The following is a 25,317-nucleotide window of genomic DNA, read 5'->3' as shown; positions in this document are numbered from 1 at the left end:
CGACCCCGGCGGGCTACGCGGCTTTCCGGCAAACGCATGGGAACGAACGAAGGGTAGCCATGAAAATTCTGGTCACGGGCGCCGCCGGGTTCATAGGGATGCACACCGCCGAGCGCCTGCTCGCTCGCGGCGACACGGTCGTCGGACTCGACAACCTGAACGCCTACTACGATCAGAATCTGAAAGAAGCCCGGCTGGCCCGCCTCGAGACCAGCCCGGACTTTCGCTTCGTCCGCCTGGACGTGAGCGATCGCGCCGGGATCGAGGCGCTGTTCGCCAGCGAGCGATTCGATCGGGTCGTGCACCTGGCTGCCCAGGCCGGGGTGCGCCACTCGCTGCAGAATCCCCACGTCTACGTGGACAGCAACCTGGTCGGCTTCGTCAACATCCTGGAGGGATGCCGGCATTCGCAAGTCGGGCATCTGGTCTACGCTTCCAGCTCGAGCGTTTACGGCGGCAACACCAAGATGCCGTTCTCCGAGAGCGACGGCGTCGATCATCCGGTGAGCCTGTACGCCGCCACCAAGAAGGCCAACGAGCTGATGGCCCACACCTACAGCCATCTCTACGGCCTGCCGACCACCGGCCTGCGCTTCTTCACGGTCTACGGACCATGGGGCCGGCCCGACATGGCGCTGTTCCTCTTCACCAAGGCCATCCTCGAGGGCCGCCCCATCGACGTGTTCAACCAGGGCCGGATGAAACGCGACTTCACCTACATCGACGACATCGTCGAAGGGGTGATCCGCACGCTGGACCGGGTCGCCGAACCCTGCCCGGACTTCGACCCCGCGCAGCCGGACCCCGGCCGCAGCAGCGCGCCCTTCCGGCTGTTCAACATCGGCAACAGCCGCCCCGTCGAACTGATGGACCTGATCGCCGCCATCGAGAAAGCCACGGGAATCGCCGCCCGCAAGAACCTGCTGCCCCTGCAGGCCGGCGACGTGGTGAACACCTATGCCGACACCGACAGACTCGACAACCTGCTCGGCTATACGCCACAGACGGATATCGACACGGGGGTCGGCCGCTTCGTCGAGTGGTATCGACGCTATTACCGGGTCTGATCGCCGCGAACGGCGAGGCCGGGCAGCCAGTTGTCCCTGCTCGCCGCTCGCTCCCGGTCTCCTGTCCCCAGAAGTAGCTCCCGGTAGTGCCTGGCGCTGTTTTCCAAAGTGAATTCGCCGCCCCGGGCGCGCAGGGCGTCCTTGGGCAGCGGTGCCTCGAGCGTGCGCAGCATGGCGGCGCACAGCGCCTCGCTATCGTCGCGGCTCACCAGCTCGCCCCAGCGACCGCCCTGCAGGATCTCCGCCGGGCCGCTGGGGCAATCCGTGCTCACGACCGGACAGCCGCAGGCCATGGCTTCGATCAGGACGTTGGGCAGGCCTTCGTAGTCCGACGACAGGACGAACAGGGAGGCCCGGGCGAAGGCCGCATAGGGATTGGCCTCGAAGCCCGGCAGGGCGAGGTCGCCAGCGATGCCGAGCGCACGGGCCAGGCTCTCCAGCTCCTTGCGCCCGGGCCCTTCGCCGAAGATCAGCAACCTCGCCGGCCGCCGTTCGCGCAGCCGCGCGAAGGCGCGTAGCAGGAGCGGGAAGTTCTTCTGCGGCACCAGGCGACCGGCGGCGACGATCACCGGCGCTCCGCCGTCCTCCAGCCAGGGATGGGGTGCCCGCTCGCCGGCCAGGACGGCCAACCCGGGCGTGACCACCGGGTTGTAGACGGTGGTGACCAGATCCCGCGGCAACCCCGTGGTCGCGGCGAGGTCGTCGGCGACCCCGTTGGAAACCGCGGCGATCGCATCGGCCCATGGATAGGTCCGGGCGACCAGTCGGGCGATATGACGCCAGCGCCACTTACGGCTCATGGCGATGGCCTGGGACAGCTGGGTGCGCTCGCTGACCACGACACGGGTGGGAGCCCCGCTCAGACGCCGCGCCCAGAGCGCCAACAGGTTGGTGGGCGTCTTCGCGGAGAGCAGCGTCGCCGGGCGCTCTCTCTTCAGGTAGCGGGCCAGGTCGGCCAGGTAGGGCTGCACCGGAGCCGGCCGCCAGGTCAGCAACGCGGGGCGGGCCAGGGCCGCCATGCCGCCGGGGTCCATGCGGGCGAGCTGCAGCCTGGTGGACAGGCCGTTCTGCCGGCGCAGGGCGACGACCCGCACGCCGGCCGGGACCTCCGACAGGTAGGGGCCTTCGGCGCGGCACAGCAGCAGATCCACCGGATGGCCGGCCGCCCGGAAGGCTCCGGCCAGACGCAGCATCGAGCGCCCGACACCGCCGGCGGCGAGTGAGGGCAGGAGCATGGCTATCGTCTGGCGTTGACGTTCCGTCATGGAAAATCCTTTTCATGAGCACGGCAGAACTGGGACATTGCCGGCAGATCGCCCGTTCGCCCCGCTCGTCCCGGCGACCGCGTCAGCCGTCTCAGAGCCTCCGGGGCTCGACCTCGACCGGCTCGGCCCCGGCCAGCAGCAGCTGGAGATAGCGCGCCACGCTGCGCTCCAGGCCGAACTCGGCGCCGCGCCCGCGCAGCCGGTCCGCCGGCAGCGGATCGGCCAGGGTGCGCAGGATGGCGGCGCTCAGGGCTGCGGCATCGTTCGGCGGCACCAGTTCGCCGAACCGCCCGCCCTCGAGGATCTCGGCCGGACCGCTGGGACAGTCGGTGCTCACGACCGGACAGCCGCAGGCCAGGGCCTCGATCAGGACGTTGCCCAGTCCCTCGTAGTCCGACGACAGGACCAGCAGCGCCGCGCGGGCGAAAGCCGCATAAGGGTTGCCGATAAAGCCGGGTAGCGCCACGTCCTCGCCGATTCCGAGCGAGTCCCGCAGCGCCTCGAGCTGCGGCCGCTCGGGCCCCTCGCCGAGGATCAGCAGCCGCGCCGGCCGCTCCTTGCGCACCCGGGCGAAGGCATGGAGCAGGAGGGGAAAGTTCTTCTGCGGCACCAGGCGGCCGGCCGCGACGATGACCGGCACCTCACCGCACCCGGCCAGCCAGGGATGCGGTTCAGGCTCCGCGGCCAGGGCGGCCAGCTCGGCCGTCACCACGGGGTTGTAGACGATCTCGATCCGCTCGCGCGGCAAGCCCGCGGTGACGCCCAGGTCATCCGCAACGCCCCGGGAAACCGCGACGATGGCGTCGGCCTGCCGGTAGCCCCGCCCGATCAGGGGCGGCAACTCGCGCCACTGCGCGCCCTTGCGTCCCTTGGCCGCGATCTTGCGCGACAGCATGTTGTGCTCGGTCAGCATCACCCGGGTGCCGACCTGCGCCAGCCGCCTGGCCCAGATGGCGCTCAGGTTGCAGTAGGGATAGGCAGCGATCAGCGCGTCCGGCCGCCGCTCACCCAAGTAGCGGACCAGCGCCGCCAGACAGAGCAGCTGCCTGCCGGAGCGGCGTGCCAGGAGTACGGGCCGCGCCAGAGCCAGCCAGTCGGACGCGGCAGACGCCCGCAGAGCCAACAGGCGGCTACTCAGCGAGCCCGCGCGTTCGAGCACCACGATCCGGGCGGCTGCCGGGACCCGATGCCGATACGGGCCTTCGGCGCTGCTCACCAGCAGATCGACCTCATGCCCCCGGGCGAGAAAGCCCTCCGCCAGGTGCAGCATGACCCGCTCCATGCCGCCTCCGGCGAAATTGGGCAGGTACAGGGCTATCCGCGGCATGGCGCCCCCCCTTGGCTGGCGACGTCCAGGGCGGACCGGCGTTCGGTCATTCGTTTGCACTCCCTGCATCGACGACGGGTAACGCGGCAGCGGGGCGATCCGGCGTCGCTCGGGTCTTCCCTCCCCCGCCGATCTGCCTTGCGCGTGCATTCAACGTGGCCCGAATCGCTCCGGGACACAGCGATTTTCGATAGCCGAACGCCAGATTCGTTCCGGGGCAGCGGTCCGCCCTCTACGGCGACGAAAACATCCGGGAGGGAGGAGCCAAGGACAGGGCGCGCAGTGCAGCGTGAAAGCCACGGACTACCGGTAACTCCCTGCCCGCCAGCGGGCCAGCCATTCCAGGCCGTCCGCCGTGGCGCCGGCCGGGCGGTACTCGGCGCCCAGCCAGCCCCGATAGCCGCCGGCCTCGAGGGCGGCCAGCGCCGCGGCGAAATCTAGCCGGCCGGTGCCCGGCGCGCCCCGCCCCGGGCAGTCGGCGAACTGCACATGGCCGATACGCCCGGCCAGCCGTTCGATGGCCGCCGGAATATCCAGTTCCTGCCGGGCCAGGTGATAGAGATCGAGCTGCGCCAGGCAGTTGGGGTGATCCACGGCTCGCAGCAGTTCGTCCAGCTGCTCGGGGGTATTGATCAGGAAGCCCGGCATGTCCAGCGGGTTGATCGCCTCGCAGAGCACGGGAATCCGCAGCACCTCGAAGGCGGCGGCGGCCCTGGCGAGGTTGGCGGCCAGGGTCGCCAGCGCCGCGTCCCGCGTCACGCCTTCCGCCAGGCGGCCGGGCAGCACGTTCACCGCGCCCGGGCGGACCATGGCGGCGTAGGTCAGCGCCTGCTCCAGGGCGGCGTCGAATTCCGCCTGGCGCTGCGGTACGGCTGCCAGCCCGGCGCCGCCCTGCATCAGATCGCCGGCCGGCAGGTTGATCAGCACCAGCGGCATGCCGGCCCGCTCCAGCGCTTCCTTCAGGCGAATCGCCGGCACCTCGTAGGGAAACTGGATCTCCACGCCGTCGAAGCCGGCCGCCGCGGCGGCGACGATGCGCCCCAGCAAGGGTTTTTCCGTGAACAACAGCGAGAGATTGGCGGAAATCTTCATTCATCGACCTGAAACAGCGAAGTGGCGGAATCCCAAGGACGGACCGCACAGCGAGCGGGCGTTCCGGGAATATTTCACCCCACTTTGACAAGCGGGGGGTGGTCATCGGCTATCATCGGGCGCCATTTGCCCGACGTCCGGCCAACGGTAGCCAAGTCCGCGGAGACCTTCCACACATGCCCAGCGAATCGTTCGACGGCCAGGCCCTGAAAGGCCGGACCGGCCTCCGTCGCATTCTCAACGCCACCAGCTACTCCCTGGACGGGCTCAAGGCGGCCTTCCTCGGCGAAGCGGCATTCCGCCAGCTGGCGCTGCTGAACCTGCTGCTGATTCCCGCCGCCTTCCTGCTGGACGTGACCCGCGCCGAGCGTGCCATCATGATCGCGGCGGTATTCCTGGTGCTGATCGTGGAGCTGCTCAATTCGGCCATCGAGGCGGCGATCGACAGGATCTCCTTCGAGCTGCACCCGCTGTCCAAGCGCGCCAAGGACATGGGCAGCGCCGCCCAGTTCATGGCCCTGACCCTGGTCGCCCTGGTCTGGGCCTGCATCCTGCTCTGAAATCTTGCGGAATCCTGTAGCCATCATGGATAGATCCCCTATCGGCACCGCCCGGCATCTCGCCTTCACCGCGGCCAGCGCCATCGCCTTCCTCCTGCTGTTCGCGCTGCTGCGCCTAGGGCTGCTGCTCTACAACCGCGAACTGGCCGCGGCGACGCCGCTCGCCAGCTTCGCCGAGGCCTTCCTCAACGGCCTGCGCTTCGATCTGCGGGCGGTGGTGTTCGTCTGCGCGCCCCTGCTGCTGTCGCTGCTCAGCGGGCGGGCGATGGCCGCCAGACGGGTGCAGCGCTACTGGCTGGGCGCCTGCGCCAGCGTGGCGATCCTGCTCGGCCTGATCGAGCTGGACTTCTACCGGGAGTTCCACCAGCGCCTGAACAGCCTGGTCTTCCAATACCTGAAGGAAGACCCGAAGACCGTGCTCAGCATGCTCTGGAACGGCTTCCCCGTACTGCGCCTGCTGCTCGCCTGGCTCGGCCTCAGCGCCCTGGCCTGGGCCGTCTTCGCCTGGCTCGATCGCCTGACCCGGCCGGCCCCGGCCCCGGCGCTGGCGAGCCGGCGGCACGCGGCTCCGGCCCTGCACTGGCGTCTCCTGGTCCTGCTGCTGTGCCTGTTCGGCGCCACCCTCGCCGCCCGCGGCACCCTGCGCCAGGGCCCACCGCTGCGCTGGGGCGACGCCTTCACCACCGAGTCCATGTTCGCCAACCAGCTAGGCCTGAACGGTACCCTCAGCCTGATCGACGCCGCACGCAGCCAGTTCTCCGAGACCAAGAGCAACATCCTCAAGCCGAGCATGCCGGCCGCGGAGGCCGAGGCGACCGTCCGCGACCTGCTGCTGACCGGCGACGACCGTCTGGTCGACGCCGACAGCGCGCCGGTGCGGCGGGACTACCATCCCCCCGCCGCCGATACCCTGCCGGTGCGCAACGTGGTGGTGATCCTCCTGGAAAGCTTCGCCGGCCGTTTCGTCGGCGCCCTCGGCAATCCGGACGGCATCACCCCGAACTTCGACAGGCTGGCCGGAGAAGGCCTGCTGTTCACTCGTTTCTTCGCCAACGGCACCCATACCCATCAGGGCATGTTCGCCACCATGGCCTGCTTCCCCAACCTGCCGGGCTTCGAATACCTGATGCAGACGCCCGAGGGCGGGCACCAGTTCTCCGGGCTGCCGCAGCTGCTCAGCGCCCGCGGCTACGACGACCTCTACGTCTACAACGGCGACTTCGCCTGGGACAACCAGGCCGGTTTCTTCAGCAACCAGGGGATGACCCGCTTCATCGGCCGCAACGATTACGTCGACCCGGTGGTGCAGGACCCGACCTGGGGGGTGTCCGATCAGGACATGTTCGACCGCGCCGCCGACGAGCTGGGCAAGATGTCCCCGGACAAGCCGTTCTACGCCCTGCTGCAGACCCTCTCCAACCACACCCCCTACGCCCTGCCCGAGAACCTGCCGGTGGAGCGGGTGACCGGCCACGGCTCCCTGGACGAGCACCTGACCGCGATGCGCTACTCCGACTGGGCGCTCGGCCGGTTCTTCGAGCAGGCGCGCCGCTCGCCCTACTACAAGGACACCCTGTTCGTCGTCGTCGGCGACCACGGCTTCGGCGCCAACGAGCAGCTGACCGAGATGGACCTGTTCCGCTTCCATGTGCCGCTGCTGCTGATCGCCCCCGGCATCACGGAGAAATTCGGCGATCGTCGCGATACCGTCGGCACCCAGGTGGACATAGTGCCGACCATCATGGGCCGCCTGGGCGGCGAGGTCCGCCACCAGTGCTGGGGACGGGATCTGCTCGCCCTGCCCCGGACGGATGCGGGCTTCGGCATCATCAAGCCCTCCGGCAGCGACCAGACCGTGGCGATGATCAAGGGCGAGCGCATCCTGGTCCAGCCCAAGGGCCTGGATCCGCGGGTCTACACCTACCGGCTGGGCCGGGAGGCGCAGAGCGTGCGGGACGGGCTCGCTCCCGACGACCGGACCGCGCAGCGGCAGCTTGAGGCCTTCCTGCAGTCGGCCACCGACAGCCTGCAGAACAACAAGGCCGGCGTCAGGTAGACGCCGGCCCGTCCGGAAAGCGGCCCGCGATACCCCGCCGCTTTTCGCCGGGCACATGTGCCAGCCCATTGCCATGCGCCCTCGGCGCCCCTCTATAATCCGCAACCCAGTGCTTTTTCCGCCATTGAACCGGAGAACCCCATGCTCAAGCGTACCCTGGCGCTCGCCGCCGGCTTCGCCCTGTCCCTGTCCGCCGTTTTCGCTCAAGCCGCCGAAGCCCTCCGGGTCTCGGCGATTCCCGACGAGGCGCCCACCGAACTGCTGCGCAAGTTCAAGCCGCTCGGCGCCTATCTGGAAAAAGAGCTGAACATGCCGGTGAAGTTCGTGCCGGTTTCCGACTACGCCGCGGTGGTCGAGGCGCTGGCGTCGGACCGCCTCGATCTGGCCTGGCTCGGCGGCTTCACCTTCGTCCAGACCCGCCTGAAGACCGAGGGCAGCGGACATCCGGCCATCCCGCTGGTACAGCGCGAGCAGGACGCCAAGTTCACCAGCAAGTTCATCAGCGCCGATCCCGCGGTGAAGTCCCTGCAGGACCTCAAGGGCAAGACCTTCGCCTTCGGCTCGGTGTCCTCCACCTCCGGCAGCCTGATGCCGCGCTATTTCATGCTGCAGGACGGCATCAAGCCGGAGACCTTCTTCAGCCGCGTGGCCTACTCCGGCGCCCACGACGCCACCGTGGCCTGGGTCCAGGCCGGCAAGGTGGACGCCGGCGTGCTCAACGCCTCGGTATGGGACAAGCTGGTCGCCGCCGGCAAGTTGGATACCGCCAAGGTCAAGGTGTTCGCCACCACCCCGACCTACTTCGACTACAACTGGACGGTACGCGGCGACCTCGATCCCCAGCTGGCGGAGAAGATCAAGCGGGCCTTCCTCAAGCTCGATCCGGCCAAGCCCGAGCACAAGGAAATCCTCGACCTGCAGGCGGCCACCCGCTTCATCGAGACCAAGCCGGAAAACTACCAGGGCATCGAGGAAGCGGCGCGCGCCGCCGGCCTGCTGAAGTGACCCTGGACCTGTCCGGCGTGGGCCTGGTCCACGCCAACGGCCAGGTTGCCCTGCAGGATATCGACCTGAAAGTCGCTCCCGGCGAACGGGTGGCGATCATCGGGCCGTCCGGGGCCGGCAAGACCAGCCTGCTGCGCCTGCTCGCCACCGGGCTGAGACCCAGCGCGGGCCGCTTCGAACTACTCGGCGTCGAGCCCTGGCGCCTGTCCGCCGCCGCCCGCCAGCGGCTGCGCGCGCGTATCGGCCTGATCCACCAGGCACCGCCGCTGCCGCCACGCCAGCGGGTGGTCACCGCAGTGCTGGCCGGCAGGCTGGGCCAGTGGTCCCTGGCCAGGAGCCTGCTCAACCTGCTGCATCCGCTGGACAGCGCCGGCGCGGCCCGGGCCCTGGCCCGGCTGGATCTGGAGGACAAGCTGTTCGAGCGTTGCGACCAGCTCTCCGGCGGCCAGTTGCAGCGGGTCGGCATCGCCCGCGTGCTGTACCAGGAGCCCGAACTGATCCTCGCCGACGAGCCGGTGTCGGCCATGGACCCGGTACTCGCCGGCCATACCCTCGCCGTGCTCGGCGAGGAAGCCAGCCGCCGCGGCGTCGCCCTGCTCGCCAGCCTGCATGCGGTGGACCTGGCGCTGGCGCACTTCCCGCGGATCGTCGGCGTGCGCCAGGGCCGCATCGCCTTCGACCGCCCGGCCCAGGCGCTCGCCCAGGCCGAGCTGGACGCGCTCTATGCCAACGAACAGCTGCAGACCCGGCCCGGCTCGCCCGTGACGTCCCCGCAGATCCTGCATATTCCCCGATGCTGACGACCGCCGCGCCCCGCGACCCCGCCGCCCTGCCGCGCCTGCTGCTGACCCTGCTGGCCCTGGCCCTGCTCTGGCCGGGTCTCTCCCTCAGCGAACTGGACCTGGGCGTCCTGCTGCATGGCGACAGCGCGACGACCATGGCTCAGTTCCTCGCCGGCTTCTGGCCGCCGGAGCACGGCCGCGAATTCCTCGCCCTGCTCGGCCGGGCCACGCTGGAAACCCTGGCCATCGCCACCGCCGGCATGAGCCTGGCACTGCTGATCGCCGTGCCCTGCGCACTCTTCGCCAGTAGCGCCCTGTCGCTTTCCGCCCTGCACCGCGGCGGCCGGCCTGCGTGGTGGACGGCCGGCCTGCGCTGGCCGGTGCGGGGGCTGCTGATCGCCCTGCGCAGCGTGCCGGAAATCGTCTGGGCGCTGCTCTTCGTCCGCGCCGTCGGCCTGGGACCGACCGCCGGGGTGCTGGCCATCGCCATCACCTACGCCGGCATGCTCGGCAAGGTCTACGCGGAGATCTTCGAGTCGGTCGACCTGCGCCCGGCGCGCGCCCTGCTCGGGGCCGGCAGCGGGCGGCTGGCCGCCTTCGCCTACGGCGTGCTGCCGAACGCCGCCTCGGAGATGATTTCCTACAGCGTCTATCGCTGGGAGTGCGCGATCCGCGCCTCGGTGGTGATGGGCTTCGTCGGCGCCGGCGGACTCGGCCAGCAGATCGACCTGTCCATGCGCATGTTCGCCGGCGGCGAGGTGGCCAGCATGCTGCTGACCTTCCTGCTTCTGGTGCTGCTCGCCGACCAGCTCAGCCGTCTGCTGCGCGGGAGGCTGACATGAGACGTGCGGGCAATCTCGCCCTGCTGCTGGCGCTGATCGCCGCGGTGCCGGCCTCCTTCCGCTACCTGCAGATCGACCTGCCGGCGCTGTTCGGCGCGGACAGCCTGGAGCAGATGGGCGACTACGCCGGCGGCTTCCTGCAACCGGACTTCTCCGCCGAGCATCTGCGCGCCATCGGCCGCGGCGCCCTGGAAACCCTGGCCATGTCGGCCATCGGCACCCTGCTCGCCGCGGCCCTCGGCCTGCTGCTGGCGCTGCCCGCCGGCGGGCGCTGCGGGCTGCTGGCGCAGGGCGGCGCGCGGCTGCTGCTGAATGCCCTGCGGGCGATACCGGAACTGGTCTGGGCGGCGCTGATGGTGCTGGCCGCCGGCCTCGGGCCGAATGCCGGGACCCTGGCCCTGGCCGTGCACACCGCAGGGGTGCTCGGCCGGCTGTTCGCCGAAGCGCTGGAGAACACCCCCGCGGAGCCGGCCGAGGCGGTGCGCCTGGCCGGCGGCGGACGCATCGCGGCCTTCTGCTACGGCACCCTGCCCGGGGTCTGGCCGCAGCTGCTGGCCTACATGCTGTACCGCTGGGAGAACAACATCCGCATGGCCAGCGTGCTCGGCTTCGTCGGCGCCGGCGGTCTGGGGCAGATGCTCCACATGAGCCTCAGCCTGTTCCAGGAGGCCCAGGCGTCTACGGTGATCTTGGCCATGCTGGCGCTGGTGCTGGGCGTCGACGCCCTCAGCGGCTGGACCCGCCAGCGCTGGGTCCGCGGCTAAAAACGAGCCGAGCGGGGCTAGATGTCGTCCCGCTTGAGGTGCTCCCAGTCGATCGGCGTGCCCAGGGTTCCGCCGAGCTTGGCGCGGATGTCCTCGAACACCCGGTCGTACTCCTCGTGCCCGATCAGCACGGGCCCTCCGCGGGGATGCAGCCCGTGCTTCACCGCGAGCTTGGTCACCACGCCGAAGAAGTTGAAGGCGGTGTCCCGGTGCAGCTCGAACTCCTCGGCGAAGGACTTGCCGTCCACCGTTCCGGTCATGCGCACGTGCAGCATGCTGCCTTCTTCTGGATCTTCGCGGACGTCGTAGTACAGGTCGTAGACGAATGTCTGACCGCTCAATTCATCCGCCCGGATTTCCCGATGCAAATGCCCCGGCTCGAACATGGAATCACCTTGAAAAATGGATGTATTTCAGCCTGAGGAAACTCAGGCATTCTCGCCCGACGCCTCGCTTCCCGCGCGTTCCTGCACCAGCACCCAGGGAGCGACCACCACGGCCCACAGCTGCGGGTCGCGGGCGAGCAGATCCCCGGCGCGATTCTCCTCCACCTTGCCCAGCTCTCCGGAGGTCAGCCAGCCGGTCACCTTGTCCCGGTTGTCCTCGGCCACGGCCAGGGCCACCTCCACCAGGTCCAGGGAACCGTGCACCCAGAGCAGAGCGCCACGGGCGAAGAAGGGTTGCAGTTCCTCCCAGCGGATCGGAGCGGTCTCGCCGAGCAGTTTGAGGTAGAGGGAGCTGTGTTCTGTCATGGGACTCACCGATAGAAAGGAGCGCCATCATAGCGGCCCGCGGACGCCAGACAACCTCGCCGCTGCCGATGGACGCACAGGCGTCGGTCGGCATGGTTCATCCCTGCTCGTCGGCATAGCAGACGGGCGAGCTGCCCGGCTGTCTCCGCTCCAGCTCTTCCTCGAGAAACTCCGCCAGCACCCGGGCATTGTTGAGCTGCTCGTCGCGGGCGGCGTAAAGCAGGGTCAAGTTGCCCTGCCGGGCCTTTTCCAGCAACCCCCACCAAAGTTCGGGGCGCGCCGCCAGCTCGCTGCGGTATGCCTCGCGGAAATCCGCGAAATGCGCCGGATCGTGGGCGAAACGCCGGCGTACCTCGGTCGAAGGGGCCACCTCGCGCGACCAGGTATCCAGCCCCAGCGAGTCCTTGCGGCAACCGCGCGGCCACAGCCGGTCGACCAGCACCCGGCAGCCGTCGTCGGCGGTTGCCGCCTCGTACACGCGTTTGCAGCGGATCATCGTGCGCTCCCTTGTGATTGGTCGGACGGCTGGGTAACGTGACCGTCCCTCGAGGAGATCGTCATGCGCGTTGCCCGTCTTTTCTTATATACCCTTCTGCCATTGTTCGCCGGTTGCCCGCATTTTTCCCACAAGGAGCAGACCCCGCCGGCACCGGAGCTCCGCCTGCAGGGCGAGCTGAGCGCGAGGGATGGCCAGCTGCTGCTGCGCCCCTGCGGCGAGCAGCGGCGCTTCGTGGTGACGGACGGCGGCAATACCGGCATCGCCCGCGATGCCGACGAACTGATGGCCGACGGCCGGGGAGCGCTGTTCGTCGATCTGAAAGGCCGCTTCGAAAGCAGCCGGCAGCCCGACGTCGACGGCCAGTTGAACCTGAGCCAGCTCTATCGTCTGGAGCGGGGCGGACCGGCCTGCGAGGATCCCGACTTCGAACACCTGAGCCTGAGGGCGACGGGCAGCGATCCCGCCTGGAGCGTCAGGATAGGCGACAAGGGGCTGCTGCTGGAGCGCCCGAATCAGGCGCCCCAGGCCCTGCCCTACCTGGAGGAACAGTTGCCCGGAGACCGCCTGAACTTCACCAGCGAGGCCAACGGCCAGCATCTGGAGCTCTGGGTCGCGCCGCAGTCTTGCGTCGACGGCAAGAGCGGCGCGCGGCGCCACCTGTCGGCGGAGCTGCGCCTGAACGGCGAAGTGCTGCGCGGCTGCGCCTACGCTGGCGGCAAGCGGGACGAGTGAAGTCGCGAGGAAGCTTCGGACGGGGCGTCAGTCCAGTCGGCGAACGCCCCTTCGGGGGGAGGTAAAGCGATCAGTGGGCGACGCGGCTGGTGCCGTTGACGGTCAGGATGCGCACCCGGTCGCCGACGCGGAAGATCTCGTTGGGCTGCACTTGCTGGACGTAGGCGCGCATGCCGCCGTCGTCCTCGCGCACGGTGATCTCCACGCCCTGGGTGCGGGTCAGCCCCTCTTCCGCCGCGGAGCCGAGCAGGCCGCCGGCCACCGCGCCGATCACCGCCGCCACGGCGCTGCCACGGCCACCGCCGATGCTGCTGCCGGCCACACCGCCGGCGATGGCGCCAGCGCCGGCGCCGATCGGGGTCTTGGTGCCTTCGATGCGCACCGGGCGCAGCGCGACGATGCTGCCCATGCGCACGTTCTGTACGGTGCGCGCCTCGCTACGCGAATAGACATCGCCCTGCAGGCTGGAGGCACAGCCCCCCAGCAGCAGCGTCACCGAGGTGAGGGAGGCGATCAGTAAGGCAGGCTTGCGCATGGTATTTCTCCGGAATTGTACGTTGGAACATTAAACTCCCGCCCCCGCCCCATTGTCACCACGCTTCTGGCACTTTGCCCAACGCCCGTGCGTCCGCGCTGCGCTCTTCCGGCAGACGCCGGAATGGGCTAGGGTGTCGGCCCGGAGGATATTCATGGATTACTTCATCATAGTCATCACCACCGTGGCCGGGCTGTACTTCCACTGGTGGCTGTACGTACGCATCAAGCGCTGGGCGGACCGCGACCTGGCCCTGTCTCTGGCGGGCCAGGACGAGACCCGGCGCGCCTTCATGCTCGAACGCCTGGCCGAAGCCCAGCGCCAAGGGGTCAAGCGGCGCGATCTGGCGCAATGGCTGGAGCGCGCCGCCGCCGAAACGCCGGCGCAAAAGTAGGCCCTAATCCGCCGCCGGCTTGCGCCGCCGCAGCGGCGCCATGCCGTCCTGGCTGACCACGCTCGACGGCTTGCCGCCTTGCCCACCACCGGCGGAGGACGGTTTGCGCTTGGGCACAGCCTTGGCGCCCGTCTTCTTGCTCTCGGTCTTTTTCTTCTTGGTCCCGGCCGCCTTGCCGGAAGCCTTGAGATTCTTCGGCCCCTGGTAGCTGCCCTTCAGCCCCGTGATCACCCGCCGCTCGAAGCGCTGCTTGAGGTAGCGCTCGATGCTCGACATCAGGTTCCAGTCGTTGTGGCAGATCAGCGAGATCGCCAGCCCCTCGGCGCCGGCTCGCCCGGTACGACCGATGCGGTGGACGTACTCGTCGCCGGAGTGGGGCATGTCGAAGTTGATCACCAGGTCCAGCCCTTCCACGTCCAGGCCGCGCGCCGCCACGTCGGTGGCCACCAGCACCCTGGCGCCGCCCTGCTTGAGCCGCTCTATGGCCAGCTTGCGCTCCTTCTGGTCCTTCTCGCCGTGCAGGACGAACGCCTTGTGGCCGGCGGCGACCAGATGCCCGTAGAGGAGGTCGGCCTGGGCACGGGTATTGGTGAAGACGATCGCCTTGCGGTAGGTCTCGTTCTCCAGCAGCCAGTGCACCAGACGCTCCTTGTGGGCCGGGTCGTCCGCCGTGATGATCTGCTGGCGGGTCGTCTCGGACAGCTCGCTGACCGGGTTGAGCATCAGGTGCTGCGGCTCGTGCAGGACCTTGGCGACCATCTCGCGCATCCCGGCGCCGCCGGTGGTGGCGGAGAACAGCAGGGTCTGCCGGCGGTTGAGACACTCCTCGACCAGGCGTTCCACGTCCTCGGCAAAACCCATGTCGAGCATGCGGTCGGCCTCATCGAGCACCAGGACCTCCACGTCCTTCAGCTCAAGATGGCCGGCGTTCAGGTGCTCGAGCAGGCGCCCCGGGGTGGCGATCAGGATGTCCGGCACCTTGCGCAGCAGCGCCGCCTGCACCTTGAAGTTCTCGCCTCCGGTGACCAGCCCCGACTTGATGAAGGTGAACTGGGAGAAGCGCTCCACCTCCTTCAGGATCTGCTGCGCCAGCTCGCGGGTCGGCAGCAGGATCAATGCCCGGATACTGACCCGCGGCTGGGCATCGCCGATCAGCCGGTTGAGCAGCGGCAGGACGAAGGCCGCGGTCTTGCCGCTGCCGGTCTGGGCGATCACCCGCAGATCGCATCCTTCGAGGGCCGGGGGAATCGCTGCCGCCTGCACCGGCGTCGGCTCGACGAATTTCAGTTCGGCCAGGGCCTTGAGCAGGCGTTCGTGCAGGGCGAATTGGGAGAACACGGGACTACCTCGATGCAGACGATAAAACGGCTGCATAGCCTAACGGTTGTCGCCGGCAAATACCCGCAGAATGATGAGGTCGGCCGATTGCCGGACAAGAAAAACCGGTCGGGCGCAAGCGCTCGACCGGTTCGGGACGCAGAAGGCGCGGGGATCGCCGATCAGGCGACCTGGCTCAGCTTGGCCTTCGCGGCCGAAAGCCCCTTCTCCATCTGCTCGCCACCCAGGTTCATCCCCTCGGCGTTGATGAATTGCACGTCCCGGATGCCGATGAAGCCCAGCGCCTGGCGCAGGTAGGGCTCCTGATGATCCAGGCCGGTACCGGCGTAGATGCCGCCGCGGGCGGTCAGGACGAAGGCGCGCTTGCCTTCGAGCAGGCCCTGCGGGCCGGTCTCGGTGTACTTGAAGGTGACCCCGGCGCGCAGCACGTGATCCAGCCAGGCTTTCAGGGTGCTCGGGATGCCGAAGTTGTACATGGGCGCGGCCAGTACCAGCACGTCGGCGGCGAGCAGCTCCTCGGTCAGCTCGTTGGAGCGCGCCAGGGCGGCCTTCTCCGCGGCGCTCTGCTGCTCGGCCGGCTTCATCCAGCCGCCGAGCAGATCGATATCCAGATGTGGCACCGGCTTGCTCGCCAGATCGCGGACGACGATCTCCTCGGCCGGGTGGGCGGCCTTCCAGCGGGCCAGAAACTCCTGGGTCAGTTGGCGGGATACGGAACCTTCCTGGCGGGCGCTGCTTTCAATGACCAGAACGCGGGACATGGGCTTCTCCATCGGGTTGATGCGTCGGATGGGGTCAGCATAGGGAATACATATACCGATAAAAAAGCGGAAAAAACCGCTATAAACTATCGACTAATTTGATAGCTAAACCAGACGGGGCTAGTCTTGCCAGACAGCCCCTCCAGCGACTCCCAACCGGACATGTCCCGATGAAAGCTCCCCGCGTCACCCTGGACCAATGGCGTACCCTCCAGGCGGTGGTCGACCACGGCGGTTTCGCCCAGGCCGCCGAGGTCCTGCATCGCTCGCAATCCTCGGTCAGCTACACCGTGGCGCGCATGCAGGAGCAGCTCGGCGTGCCGCTGCTGCGCATCGAGGGACGCAAGGCGGTGCTGACCGAGGCCGGGACCGTGCTGCTGCGCCGTTCGCGGCAGTTGATCAAGCAGGCCAGCCAGCTGGAGGATCTCGCCCATCATCTGGAACAGGGCTGGGAGGCCGAGGTGCGCCTGGTGGTCGATGCCGCCTACCCCACCCTGCGCCTGGTTCACGCGCTGTCGGCCTTCATGCCGCAGAGCCGCGGTTGCCGGGTGCGCCTGCGCGAGGAAGTGCTCTCCGGCGTCGAGGAAGTGCTCAAGGAAGGCGCCGCCGACCTGGCCATCTGCGGCATGACCATTCCCGGCTACCTGGGCACCGCCCTGAGCGAGGTCGACTTCATCGCTGTCGCCCACCCCGACCATCCGCTGCACCGCCTGCAGCGCACACTGAGCGCCACCGACCTGGAGGCCCACATGCAAGTGGTGATCCGCGACACCGGGCGCCAGCAGCCGCGCGACATCGGCTGGCTCGGCGCCGAGCAGCGCTGGACCGTGGGCAGCCTGGCCACCGCGGCGACCTTCGTCGGCAACGGCCTGGGCTTCGCCTGGCTGCCCTGCCACCTGATCGGCCGCGAACTGGCCGAAGGCGTGCTGAAGCCCCTGCCGCTGGAAGAGGGCGCCACGCACAAGCCGCGCTTCTACCTCTACGCCAACAAGGACAAGCCGCTCGGCCCGGCCACGCAGATTCTTGTGGAGATGATCAAAAGTTTCGACAGCGCCCCGCTGAATGCTCCCTTCCCGCCCCCGCTGGCGGACGCCTGAGGCTATCATCGCGGCGGAAACGCCTCGGCCGCGTCGCCGCCCGGCGCCGGCTGGCTCACTCGCAGTCATCGACGACGGCCCGCCCGGTCCGCTCGCCGACCTACCAGGATCAACAGGAATCCCCGAATGCTGAAAAAACTTGCCCTCACCGCCTGCTCCCTGCTGTTCGCCGCCAACCTCATGGCGGCCGACAAGCCCCATGTCCTGCTGGAGACCAGCCTCGGAGAGATCGAAGTCGAGCTGGAGGCCGACAAGGCGCCGGTCAGCGTGCAGAACTTCCTCGCCTACGTGGATTCCGGGTTCTACAACGGCACCGTCTTCCATCGGGTGATCCCGGGCTTCATGATCCAGGGCGGCGGCTTCGACGCCGACATGCAGCAGAAAACGCCGCGGGCGCCGATCAAGAACGAGGCTGACAACGGCCTGCACAACGTGCGCGGCACCCTCGCCATGGCGCGTACCCAGGCGGTGGATTCGGCGACCAGCCAGTTCTTCATCAACCACAAGGACAACGCCTTCCTCGACCACGGCTCGCGGGACTTCGGCTACGCGGTGTTCGGCAAGGTAGTGAAGGGCATGGACGTGGTCGACCAGATCGCCCAGGTGCCCACCGGCAACCGCGGCATGCACCAGAACGTGCCGCGCACGCCGGTGCTGATCAAGTCCGCCAAGCGGCTCTGAACCATCCCGTAGGCAGGGGAGCGAACCGCCCCGCTACCCCGTCACCCCTGGCGGTAGGGCAACAGCTCTTGGGCCTGCCGCGCGTAGTCCAGCACGCCCGCCCGCTCCTGCTCGAGGAATCCCGCGACGGCATGGCGCAGCCCCGGATGCACGAGGTAGTGCCAGGAGCGGGTGATCACCGGCTCGAAACCGCGAATCAGCTTGTGCTCGCCCTGGGCTCCGGCATCGAAGCGCTGCAGGCCTCGGGCGATCGCATAGTCGATGCCCTGGTAGAAGCAGGTCTCGAAATGCAGACGGTCGAACTCGGCGAGGCAGCCCCAGTAGCGGCCGTACAGGCTGTCGCCGCCCACCAGGCTGAAGGCCATGGCCACCGGCTTCCCGCCCTGACGGGCCAGCACCACGCGGATCGCCTCGGGCATGCGCTCGGCCAGCAGGCTGAAGAAGGCGCGCGTCAGATAGGGCGCCTGGCCACGTACCCGGTAGGTGTTGGCATAGCAGGCATGCACGAAGTCCCATTCGGCCTCGCTGAGCTGATGGCCTTCGCGCCAGTCGAAGTCGATGCCCTGCCCGGCCACCTGCTCGCGCTCCTTGCGCAGCTGCTTGCGCTTGCGCGAGGCCAATGCGTCGAGGAAATCCTGGAAATCCCGGTAGCCGCGATTGCGCCAGTGGAACTGGCAGCCCAGGCGCTCCAGCCAACCCTCGCGCCCCTCGAGCAAGGCATCCGCCGCCGGGTCGGTGAAGTTCACGTGCAGGCCGGACAGCCCTTGCTGCTCCAGCCCGGCCGTCACCGCATCGAGCAGGCGTCCGGCCGCGCCGGACTCGCCGAGCAGGCGCGCTCCGCCGACCGGCGTGAAAGGCACCGCGCAGAGCAGCTTCGGATAGTAGGCGATGCCGGCCCGCTGGCAGGCCTCGGCCCAGGACCAGTCGAACACGTACTCGCCATAGGAATGGCGCTTGAGATAAGCGGGCAAGGCCGCCAGGGGACGCTCCCAATCATCGAGCCAGAGCCGGTGGGCCGGCTGCCAGCCGCTGCGCCCGCCGACGCTGCCGCTGTCCTCCAGCGCGGCGAGAAAGGCATGGCGCAGGAAGGGCTGAGCCGTGGGCAGCAGCGCATCCCAGGCGGAGGCGGCGAGATCGGACAGACGGGAAAGGGTGAGCATCGGCATGGATGAAGTCTGGCCTTTCCTGCCGGCGAAAAAAAGCCCCGCCGAGGCGGGGCAGAGCTGTCTGCGCGAACGGAGCCCGTGGCGTGGCTCCGCTCTCGCCGGAGGATCAGAGCAGCGGGATGCTGTAGCTGACGATCAGACGGTTGTGATCCCGATCGGCATCGCCGGGGATGTTCTGACCGCGGAGGATACCGCCGCGGTAGGTGAAGCCCAGGCCCTTGAGCATGCCGGACTGGATCACGTAATCCAGGCGGACGTTGGTCTCGTGCTGGCTCAGATTGCCGCGGGCGGAGTCGATGCCATTACCTTGCAGGTAGACCGCCGACGCCCTCAGGCCCGGCAGGCCGATATTGGCGAAGTCGTAGGCGTACTGGGCCAGCCAGGTACGCTCGCCGGCGTGCTGGAAGCGCCCCACCAGCGCGTTGGTGATCAGGTAGGCGGTGTTGCCGTCGCCGGCGTCGATGAAGGGGAAATCGCTCTTGCCGGTGAGCACCTGATAACCGGCGCTCAGCGAGTGGCCCTTCAGGCTGTAGGTGAACATCGCGCTGTAGGCATCGTTGTCGACCTTGCCGAACTGGCGGCCGTTGCCGTAGTAGCCGCGGCTGCCGTAGTCGTTACGGCTGGTGGAGTTGCTGTTCTGGCCGTCCGAGGTGCTGTGGAAGAAGCGCAGGTCGGTAGTCAGCTTGCCGACCGGCAGTCCCCAGTTGTGAACCAGACCGGCGAAGTGCTGGTTGTAGTAGTTCTTCATGTTGGCGTAGTAGTACTGCACCAACAGGTCCTTGGTGACCTTGTAGTCGCCGCCGCCGTAGTAGAACTCGTTGCTGTCGGCACGGGAGTTATAGGTGCCCGGCAGACCGAAGCCGACCATGTCGCTGGAGGCGCGGGTCTTCGTGTGGTCGATGCGACCGCCGACCAGGGTCAGGTTGTCGATCTCCTTGGAGGTGATCTGCCCGCCGTTGAAGGTCTGGGTCAGGATACGGCTGTCGGTGGTCTGGATGACCGGCAGGTTGGGGGTCAGGGTGCCGTATTCGCCGATGGTCTTGGAAACGCGCACCTTGCCGGTGAGGCCGAAGCTGCCGAACTGATCGACAGGCGCACCGCTGTCGCTCGGGAAGGAAGCCGGGCGAACATCGCCGCCCGGGCCGTTGCCGCCACCGCTCAGACGCACGGCCCATAGGCCCAGCGCGTCGACACCGAAGCCGACCGGCCCCTCGGTGAAACCGGACTGGTACTTCAGAGCGAAGCCCTGGCCCCAGTCGCTGGCCGTCTGGGCACCACCCGGACCGGCATGGCGGGTATCCTCGTTGACGTAGAAGTTCCGCAGGCCCAGGGTGGCCTTGCTGTCCTTGAAGAAGGAAGACCCCATCACATCGTCGACGAAAGCCGGAGCGGCACTGGCCTGCTCGGCAGTCAGGGGGAGTCCCAGGGCGCCAGCCATCACCGCCAGGGTCAGAGTGGACTTCTTCATCACGCGCTTTTCCCGACGGATCATCAGATTGCATCCCAGTTGTGGTTGATCACGCACCCAGCCAGCAGACTGAATTCCTTTTCAACACGATCGATAGCGACGATGGAGCCTGCGTAAGCCCGGCTCGTGATGGCCGGAGCCGAGACGCTGGCGATCAGGCCAGCGGACTGCTTGCGGATCATCAAGGAATTTCCCCTTTTAATTTGATTAGAAGAGCTCTGGGTGTTGGTACGTTTGTTGGAGGGGCATCTTGTCGAGATCTCATTTCAAGAGAATTTCTCGAAGATGAAGGTTTTATGACGAGGGAACTTTTTTGCGGATAGCCGGCACAGGGCTCGCCTGTAACTCTTTCGCCGGACATTCAAAGAGATAGCGAAATCGAAACGCAGCCGGGCCAACCTGGGGGAAACTATGTGCAGCGGCCCGGCTCCGCCCGTGAGCCTGCCCGCCCGCTTCATCCACCCAGGCATTCGCTTTTTTTAATGAAGGAGAAACCGATGGCTTCCACCCTGCAGATCAACGCCAGCGATGGCAGCGGCCAGTTCAACGCCTACGTCGCCCTGCCCGAGAGCGGCCGCGGGCCGGCCGTGGTCATCGGCCAGGAAATATTCGGCGTGAACGCCAACATCCGCTCGGTGGCCGACCGCTATGCCGAGGAAGGCTATGTCGCCATCGCCCCCGATCTGTTCTGGCGCCTGGAGTCGGGCGTACAGCTGGGTTACGAAGGCGCGGATCGGGAAAAGGCATTCGAGCTGTTCGGGCAATTCGATGTGGACAAGGGCGTCGAGGACATCGCCGCCACCCTCGCCGCAGCAGCCCGCCTGCCCGAAGTGGACGCCGCGGCCGGCGCCGGCTTCGTCGGCTTCTGCCTCGGCGGCAAGCTCGCCTACCTGACCGCCGCCCGCACTGGCGTCGCCTGCTCGGTGGGCTACTACGGCGTCGGCATCGAGCATCTGCTCGCGGAAGCCGCCAACATCCGGGGACGCCTGGTGCTGCACATCGCCGAAGCCGACCCCTTCTGCCCGGCCGAGGCACGTGCGGCCATCCTCGCCGGCCTGGGCGGCCGGCCGGATATGGAGCTGTACGTCTATCCCGGCTGCGACCACGCCTTCGCCCGGGTCGGCGGCATGCACTACGAGCAGGCCGCGGCCGAACTCGCCCACGAGCGCAGCATCGCCGCCTTGCGCCGCTCCATCGGCTGAGGGCTTCGAGGCCCCATCCTCGCACAGAGCCGGCGGCCGGAACGGCTGCCGCAGTGCTAGAATTGCCGTCCCGTTTCGGCAGCCCGGGCCCTTGAGGTCCGGGCACGACTGCCCTGCTCCTCGTCGAGGTATCCCATGAAAGAGCAACTTCTGGAACTCATCCGCAAAATCAGCTCGGGCTGCATGGGCGAGGAGGAGATCGCACGGATCGCCGAAGAAGCGGCGCAGGCCTATGCCGATCCGCAAGCCTTCCTCGCGACCAATCCCGATATCAACTACGACGACAGCTTCCCCATTCCCCTGGGCGAATGGGTAGTGGTCGGCAGCCTGCCGGAGACCGTGCTGTTCCAGGCGGACACCTACGAGGAACTGTTCCAGCAGATCGTCGACTCGTTCGGCCAGGACGTCTCCTTCGTGCTCAAGTCCAAGCAACTGGCCAAGGTCGAGCCGATCAAGGCGCTCAATCGCATCCAGGTCCAGCTGAGCAGTCTGTATCCGGAGAAGGGCGGCTATGTGCTGGTGGACTTCAGCGAACCGCTGGACGACGAACTGCAGGCCGTGCTGGTGTATACCTGCGATCTCGAGGATGTCCTGAAGCTGGCGGTCGACGTGGGCATCTACGCCGCACCGGCCTACGAATCGCTGCGCGCCGAACAGGAGGAAGCCTCCCGGCCGACGGCCTAGACTGACCATCTCCCCCGCAGACGCGGGTGCTATAGGGCAGCCGGCGGGCGGAACCTCTCCTGCCTCGAGACCGCGCCTCCGGGGCTCGGGCAGGAGATCCCCCAAAAGGAATTGCCGGTAGGGATCGCCGCAATGCTTCGACTATTCGCGCTGCTGACGCGCCTGGCGTTCTGGATATGCCTGGCCATCGTTCTGATCCTGTCCCTGACGAAGGATCCCGACCCTTCGCTCGGTACGGGCTGGGACAAGAGCAACCACCTGCTCGCCTTCGCCGTCCTCGCCCTTCTCGGACGCCTGTCCTACCCGGGACGGCGGCTTCTCCTGCCGCTCGGCCTGCTGGGATACGGGCTGCTGATCGAAGTGCTGCAAGCGATGACCGGCTATCGCAGCGCCGATATCGAGGACCTGCTCGCCGATACCTTGGGCATCCTGCTCGGCTGCCTCATAGCATCAGGCGGCATGTGGATCAAGCGCCGTAGAGATCCCGTACATTCCCAATTTTGACCTCTGGACAGAAGTGTCCCGCCCTCATTCAATGCCAGAGTCGCCCGTGAGCCCTGGCCGAAGCCAGCCAGGCGCGAGGACAAGAAAAACAATAGAATGAGAAAGACCACAAAAAAATAAAGCCATGCAGGAAATGGCTGCAATTATCTGTCAACCGGAGATAGCGCCGAAACCAAGGAGGAAGCGAGAGCCGGATCACGCCATGCGTGATGTGCTATCCCTCCCTGCCACGGAACGCAGGGATTCTCGCGCGCAAAGGAATGAAGCCACTCGTCATATGTGCCGCCGTTTTCTTCAGTGGAGCCACCGCCTGGGCCGCCGACAGGACCTGCAAGGTCATCGACGTGCCGGATGGCGACAGCCTGCTCTGCCTGACCCCGCAGGAACAACGCCTGAAGCTCCGCCTCGCCGATATCGACGCCCCGGAAATGTCCCAAGGCTACGGGCCGCAGGCGCGGTCGCAGCTGTTCCGACTGGTCTACAACCGGAACGTCGATTTCGAAGTCGTCGAGCAATCGCGCTACGGCGCGAGGATCGCCCGCGTCCGCACCAGGGACCTCGATGTCAACGCAGAAATGGTCAAGCTGGGCGCCGCCTGGGTGTATTCCGAATTCAACCGCGATTCGGCGCTCCCCCAGCTGGAAGCCGAGGCCAAATCGGCCAAACGCGGCCTCTGGAGCCAGCCTCAGAGCGATATCGTCGAACCCTGGCTGTGGCGCAAGAGCCGGGCCTCCAGCCTGAGCCAGAAGAGCCAGCCGTGATGTCGGCGGCTGCGGCCGTCCCGCCCGGCAGCGAGGGCTGCTGATAGGGCTGCCCGCTATTTCAGGAAGGCCACGACCTGTTCCGCGTCGAATGGCCAGTCCAGCTCCGCGTTGCTGTCCAGACGACGGAGCACGGGGATGCGCAGCCCGTAGGCCTCCACCCAGCGCTCGTCCTCGGCGATGTCGACCAGCTCCACCAGCAGACCGTGCTCGACGAAGGGCATCAGCAGCGCCTCGGCCATCTCGCACAAGTGGCAGCCCAGGGTCCCGAACAGTTGGCACTCGGGAAGCATGGAGAAAGCCTCCTCAGACTTGAGAAGGCAGGGAGTCTAGCACGCACGCCAGCGGTTCACTGAGAAGCGCCGGCATGCTTCCCCTGATGATGCGTCAGTCGTTGCTGGTGGCAACGATCCGGTGCACGGAAAGATCGGCGCCGTTGAATTCCTCTTCGGCGCTCAAACGGATGCCCACCAGCTTCTTGAGCAGACCGTAAACCGCGAAGCCGCCGGCCAAGGCCACCATCACGCCCAGTGCCGAACCGACCATCTGGCTCAGCAGACTCACGCCACCGATGCCCCCCAGAGCCTGCTGCCCGAAGATGCCGCAGGCGATGCCGCCCCACAGCCCGCACAGGCCATGCAGCGGCCACACGCCGAGTACGTCGTCGAGCTTCCATTTGTTCTGGGTGGCAGTGAAGGCCCAGACGAACAGCGCACCGGCCACCGTCCCTGTAGCCAGAGCGCCGAGTGGATGCATCAGATCGGAGCCGGCGCAGACGGCGACCAGACCGGCCAGGGGGCCGTTATGCAGGAACCCCGGGTCATTGCGCCCGATCAGAAGCGCCGAGGCCGTTCCCCCGACCATGGCCATCAGCGAATTGACCGCGACCAGCCCGCTGATGCCCTCTATGGCCTGGGAACTCATCACGTTGAAGCCGAACCAGCCGACGATGAGGATCCACGACCCCAGAGCCAGGAAGGGGATGTTCGACGGCGCGAATGCCATCAGGCGGCCGTCGCGATAGCGGCCGTTGCGCTGCCCGAGCAAGGTCACTGCCCCCAAAGCTAGCCAGCCGCCAACCGCATGCACCACCACCGAGCCGGCGAAGTCATGGAAGGATGCACCAAAGCTGCTCTTCAGCCAGTCCTGCAGACCGAAATTGCCATTCCAGATCATCCCCTCGAAGAAGGGATAGACGAAGGCCACGATCATCAGGGTCGCGCACAGCTGGGGATAGAACTTGGAGCGCTCGGCGATGCCGCCGGAGATGATCGCGGGAATCGCCGCGGCGAAGGTGAGCAGAAAGAAAAACTTGACCAGCGCGTAGCCGTTGTCCGCAGTCAGGGCCGTGGCCGGCGAAAGGAAAGTCACCCCGTAGGCTACCCAGTAGCCGACGAAGAAATATGCCAGGGCGGAAACAGCGAAATCGCTGAGAATCTTGGACAGCGCGTTCACCTGATTCTTCTGCCGCACCGTCCCCACTTCGAGAAAAGCGAAACCGGCGTGCATGGCCAGAACCATAACGGCACCGAGCAGGATGAACAGGGTATTGGAACCGTGAACCAGGGATTCGACGGCACTGGTAAGGTTTTCCATCTGGATTTGTCGACCTCGGCAGAGATTGCACCAAAACCATCCATGACCTAGTAACAAGGCACCAAGATAAGGCAACTTAGAACACACGATTTGACGCGTTACGTTTCAGAGGCTGCTCAGTGCAATGGGAGAGAAATTCAACGTGAAATTTTCCCTTTGAATTTCAATAAGATAGGTAAAACCGTCGCAGAATGGATAGCTCCTATCGCGCCCAATGAAAGGGCGCACCGGACAAATCCGGCACCATAAAGATGCAATACCCGTACCAAGCCTAACCTCACTACCCGGAATTACGATCTGGCAGCGATGCCCGAAACTCGACTAGCCTATTGAAAAAAGTGCCGATCGAGTCTCTTCTGATAGGCGGTCTTGCGCATGCTTGACCGT

The 25,317-nt window shown here is 67.1% G+C and carries 28 protein-coding genes and 1 pseudogene; 15 read left to right on the top strand and 14 right to left on the bottom strand.

The annotated features are described in order from the left end of the window. The first annotated feature begins 59 nt into the window (after positions 1-59). Positions 60-1,067: an NAD-dependent epimerase gene (locus ACFOJE_RS15335; RefSeq protein WP_377815345.1), complete on the top strand. Its 1,008-nt coding sequence runs from the start codon at positions 60-62 to the stop codon at positions 1,065-1,067. Here ACFOJE_RS15335 and ACFOJE_RS15330 read toward each other — a convergent pair. From ACFOJE_RS15330 to ACFOJE_RS15320, 3 genes are all read right to left on the bottom strand, one after another. Continuing rightward, positions 1,055-2,332: a glycosyltransferase gene (locus ACFOJE_RS15330; RefSeq protein ID WP_377815344.1), complete on the bottom strand. Its 1,278-nt coding sequence runs from the start codon at positions 2,330-2,332 to the stop codon at positions 1,055-1,057. The two genes, ACFOJE_RS15335 and ACFOJE_RS15330, sit on opposite strands and share 13 nt — an antisense overlap. A gap of 91 nt (positions 2,333-2,423) precedes the next feature. Next, the gene (locus ACFOJE_RS15325; protein WP_377815343.1) at positions 2,424-3,659 is read right to left on the bottom strand and encodes a glycosyltransferase; all 1,236 of its coding nucleotides are present in this window, start codon (positions 3,657-3,659) and stop codon (positions 2,424-2,426) included. Between the two features lie 303 nt (positions 3,660-3,962). Next, positions 3,963-4,751 (bottom strand): hydroxypyruvate isomerase family protein, encoded by a 789-nt coding sequence (locus ACFOJE_RS15320; protein ID WP_377815342.1) that lies wholly within the window; start codon positions 4,749-4,751, stop codon positions 3,963-3,965. 176 nt (positions 4,752-4,927) lie between these two features. Between ACFOJE_RS15320 and ACFOJE_RS15315 the strand changes: the two genes are divergently transcribed. From ACFOJE_RS15315 to phnE, 6 genes are all read left to right on the top strand, one after another. Next, positions 4,928-5,311 carry a diacylglycerol kinase gene (locus ACFOJE_RS15315; RefSeq protein ID WP_377815340.1) on the top strand — a complete coding sequence of 128 codons (384 nt, stop codon included), beginning with the start codon at positions 4,928-4,930 and terminating at the stop codon, positions 5,309-5,311. 25 nt (positions 5,312-5,336) lie between these two features. Beyond that, positions 5,337-7,367 (top strand): LTA synthase family protein, encoded by a 2,031-nt coding sequence (locus tag ACFOJE_RS15310; RefSeq protein ID WP_377815339.1) that lies wholly within the window; start codon positions 5,337-5,339, stop codon positions 7,365-7,367. Between the two features lie 141 nt (positions 7,368-7,508). Further along, positions 7,509-8,372, top strand: a complete 864-nt coding sequence (locus ACFOJE_RS15305; protein ID WP_377815338.1) for a putative selenate ABC transporter substrate-binding protein — start codon at positions 7,509-7,511, stop codon at positions 8,370-8,372. Further along, complete coding sequence (locus tag ACFOJE_RS15300; RefSeq protein ID WP_377815337.1) at positions 8,369-9,172, top strand: phosphonate ABC transporter ATP-binding protein; 804 nt, start codon at positions 8,369-8,371, stop codon at positions 9,170-9,172. The genes ACFOJE_RS15305 and ACFOJE_RS15300 overlap by 4 nt, the downstream gene beginning before the upstream one ends. Beyond that, positions 9,166-9,996, top strand: coding sequence for a PhnE/PtxC family ABC transporter permease (locus ACFOJE_RS15295; RefSeq protein ID WP_377815335.1), 831 nt, complete (start codon positions 9,166-9,168; stop codon positions 9,994-9,996). Before ACFOJE_RS15300 ends, ACFOJE_RS15295 begins: the two co-directional genes overlap by 7 nt. Further along, entirely contained in the window at positions 9,993-10,760 is a 768-nt protein-coding gene (gene phnE / locus ACFOJE_RS15290; protein WP_377815334.1) for a phosphonate ABC transporter, permease protein PhnE, read from the top strand. Before ACFOJE_RS15295 ends, phnE begins: the two co-directional genes overlap by 4 nt. Positions 10,761-10,777: 17 nt before the next feature. Here the strand turns inward: phnE and ACFOJE_RS15285 are convergent, their stop codons facing one another. From ACFOJE_RS15285 to ACFOJE_RS15275, 3 genes are all read right to left on the bottom strand, one after another. Continuing rightward, the gene (locus ACFOJE_RS15285) at positions 10,778-11,146 is read right to left on the bottom strand and encodes a DUF5064 family protein (RefSeq protein WP_377815333.1); all 369 of its coding nucleotides are present in this window, start codon (positions 11,144-11,146) and stop codon (positions 10,778-10,780) included. Positions 11,147-11,188: 42 nt separating this feature from the next. Next, positions 11,189-11,512 carry a DUF2288 domain-containing protein gene (locus ACFOJE_RS15280; protein WP_377815331.1) on the bottom strand — a complete coding sequence of 108 codons (324 nt, stop codon included), beginning with the start codon at positions 11,510-11,512 and terminating at the stop codon, positions 11,189-11,191. A 97-nt stretch (positions 11,513-11,609) separates the two neighbouring features. Then, the gene (locus tag ACFOJE_RS15275) at positions 11,610-12,008 is read right to left on the bottom strand and encodes a DUF488 domain-containing protein (protein ID WP_377815330.1); all 399 of its coding nucleotides are present in this window, start codon (positions 12,006-12,008) and stop codon (positions 11,610-11,612) included. A gap of 63 nt (positions 12,009-12,071) precedes the next feature. Here ACFOJE_RS15275 and ACFOJE_RS15270 point away from each other — a divergent pair, with 63 nt between their 5' ends. Then, positions 12,072-12,743, top strand: a complete 672-nt coding sequence (locus ACFOJE_RS15270; RefSeq protein ID WP_377815329.1) for a COG3650 family protein — start codon at positions 12,072-12,074, stop codon at positions 12,741-12,743. 70 nt (positions 12,744-12,813) lie between these two features. Here ACFOJE_RS15270 and ACFOJE_RS15265 read toward each other — a convergent pair whose 3' ends face one another. Then, positions 12,814-13,278, bottom strand: a complete 465-nt coding sequence (locus ACFOJE_RS15265) for an outer membrane lipoprotein (protein WP_377815328.1) — start codon at positions 13,276-13,278, stop codon at positions 12,814-12,816. A 154-nt stretch (positions 13,279-13,432) separates the two neighbouring features. Between ACFOJE_RS15265 and ACFOJE_RS15260 the strand changes: the two genes are divergently transcribed. Further along, positions 13,433-13,672: a hypothetical protein gene (locus tag ACFOJE_RS15260; protein ID WP_377815327.1), complete on the top strand. Its 240-nt coding sequence runs from the start codon at positions 13,433-13,435 to the stop codon at positions 13,670-13,672. Between the two features lie 3 nt (positions 13,673-13,675). Here ACFOJE_RS15260 and ACFOJE_RS15255 read toward each other — a convergent pair whose 3' ends face one another. Together ACFOJE_RS15255 and ACFOJE_RS15250 are read right to left on the bottom strand one after the other, a co-directional pair. Continuing rightward, positions 13,676-15,010 (bottom strand): DEAD/DEAH box helicase, encoded by a 1,335-nt coding sequence (locus ACFOJE_RS15255; RefSeq protein WP_377815326.1) that lies wholly within the window; start codon positions 15,008-15,010, stop codon positions 13,676-13,678. A 161-nt stretch (positions 15,011-15,171) separates the two neighbouring features. Then, entirely contained in the window at positions 15,172-15,771 is a 600-nt protein-coding gene (locus ACFOJE_RS15250) for an FMN-dependent NADH-azoreductase (protein ID WP_377815325.1), read from the bottom strand. A 170-nt stretch (positions 15,772-15,941) separates the two neighbouring features. Here ACFOJE_RS15250 and ACFOJE_RS15245 point away from each other — a divergent pair, with 170 nt between their 5' ends. Together ACFOJE_RS15245 and ACFOJE_RS15240 are read left to right on the top strand one after the other, a co-directional pair. Continuing rightward, positions 15,942-16,868 carry a LysR family transcriptional regulator gene (locus ACFOJE_RS15245; RefSeq protein ID WP_377815324.1) on the top strand — a complete coding sequence of 309 codons (927 nt, stop codon included), beginning with the start codon at positions 15,942-15,944 and terminating at the stop codon, positions 16,866-16,868. A gap of 126 nt (positions 16,869-16,994) precedes the next feature. Continuing rightward, on the top strand, positions 16,995-17,549 hold the full coding sequence (locus ACFOJE_RS15240; RefSeq protein ID WP_377815322.1) for a peptidylprolyl isomerase: 555 nt from the start codon (positions 16,995-16,997) through the stop codon (positions 17,547-17,549). Positions 17,550-17,590: 41 nt separating this feature from the next. Here the strand turns inward: ACFOJE_RS15240 and ACFOJE_RS15235 are convergent, their stop codons facing one another. The 3 genes from ACFOJE_RS15235 to ACFOJE_RS15225 all read right to left on the bottom strand — a co-directional run bounded on the left by ACFOJE_RS15235 (position 17,591) and on the right by ACFOJE_RS15225 (position 20,365). Beyond that, positions 17,591-18,715: a GNAT family N-acetyltransferase gene (locus ACFOJE_RS15235; protein ID WP_377815320.1), complete on the bottom strand. Its 1,125-nt coding sequence runs from the start codon at positions 18,713-18,715 to the stop codon at positions 17,591-17,593. A gap of 106 nt (positions 18,716-18,821) precedes the next feature. After that, positions 18,822-20,183 carry an OprD family outer membrane porin gene (locus ACFOJE_RS15230; RefSeq protein WP_377815318.1) on the bottom strand — a complete coding sequence of 454 codons (1,362 nt, stop codon included), beginning with the start codon at positions 20,181-20,183 and terminating at the stop codon, positions 18,822-18,824. A 23-nt stretch (positions 20,184-20,206) separates the two neighbouring features. After that, the gene (locus tag ACFOJE_RS15225) at positions 20,207-20,365 is read right to left on the bottom strand and encodes a hypothetical protein (RefSeq protein WP_377815317.1); all 159 of its coding nucleotides are present in this window, start codon (positions 20,363-20,365) and stop codon (positions 20,207-20,209) included. 315 nt (positions 20,366-20,680) lie between these two features. On the opposite strand from ACFOJE_RS15225, the pseudogene ACFOJE_RS15220 reads away from it, so the two are divergent. The 4 genes and pseudogenes from ACFOJE_RS15220 to ACFOJE_RS15205 form a co-directional block, all read left to right on the top strand. After that, a pseudogene (locus tag ACFOJE_RS15220) lies at positions 20,681-21,382 on the top strand (dienelactone hydrolase family protein); the annotation flags it as partial. 138 nt (positions 21,383-21,520) lie between these two features. Further along, positions 21,521-22,069: a hypothetical protein gene (locus tag ACFOJE_RS15215; RefSeq protein WP_377815315.1), complete on the top strand. Its 549-nt coding sequence runs from the start codon at positions 21,521-21,523 to the stop codon at positions 22,067-22,069. Positions 22,070-22,201: 132 nt separating this feature from the next. Next, entirely contained in the window at positions 22,202-22,573 is a 372-nt protein-coding gene (locus ACFOJE_RS15210) for a VanZ family protein (protein ID WP_377815313.1), read from the top strand. Positions 22,574-22,833: 260 nt separating this feature from the next. After that, positions 22,834-23,334: a thermonuclease family protein gene (locus ACFOJE_RS15205; protein ID WP_377815311.1), complete on the top strand. Its 501-nt coding sequence runs from the start codon at positions 22,834-22,836 to the stop codon at positions 23,332-23,334. Positions 23,335-23,390: 56 nt separating this feature from the next. On the opposite strand, the gene ACFOJE_RS15200 is transcribed toward ACFOJE_RS15205, so the two are convergent. Beyond that, positions 23,391-23,627, bottom strand: coding sequence for a glutaredoxin family protein (locus ACFOJE_RS15200; protein ID WP_377815310.1), 237 nt, complete (start codon positions 23,625-23,627; stop codon positions 23,391-23,393). Between the two features lie 94 nt (positions 23,628-23,721). Continuing rightward, a complete protein-coding gene (locus ACFOJE_RS15195; RefSeq protein ID WP_377815501.1) occupies positions 23,722-24,930 on the bottom strand; it encodes an ammonium transporter in 1,209 nt (402 codons plus the stop codon). Positions 24,931-25,317: the final 387 nt, after the last annotated feature.

Origin of the sequence: Azotobacter bryophylli (genome assembly GCF_042643485.1) — a bacterium.
Lineage (GTDB): Bacteria > Pseudomonadota > Gammaproteobacteria > Pseudomonadales > Pseudomonadaceae > Azotobacter > Azotobacter bryophylli.
Note: the sequence above shows the minus strand (reverse complement) of the source record. Positions and strands in the feature narration are given on the sequence as shown.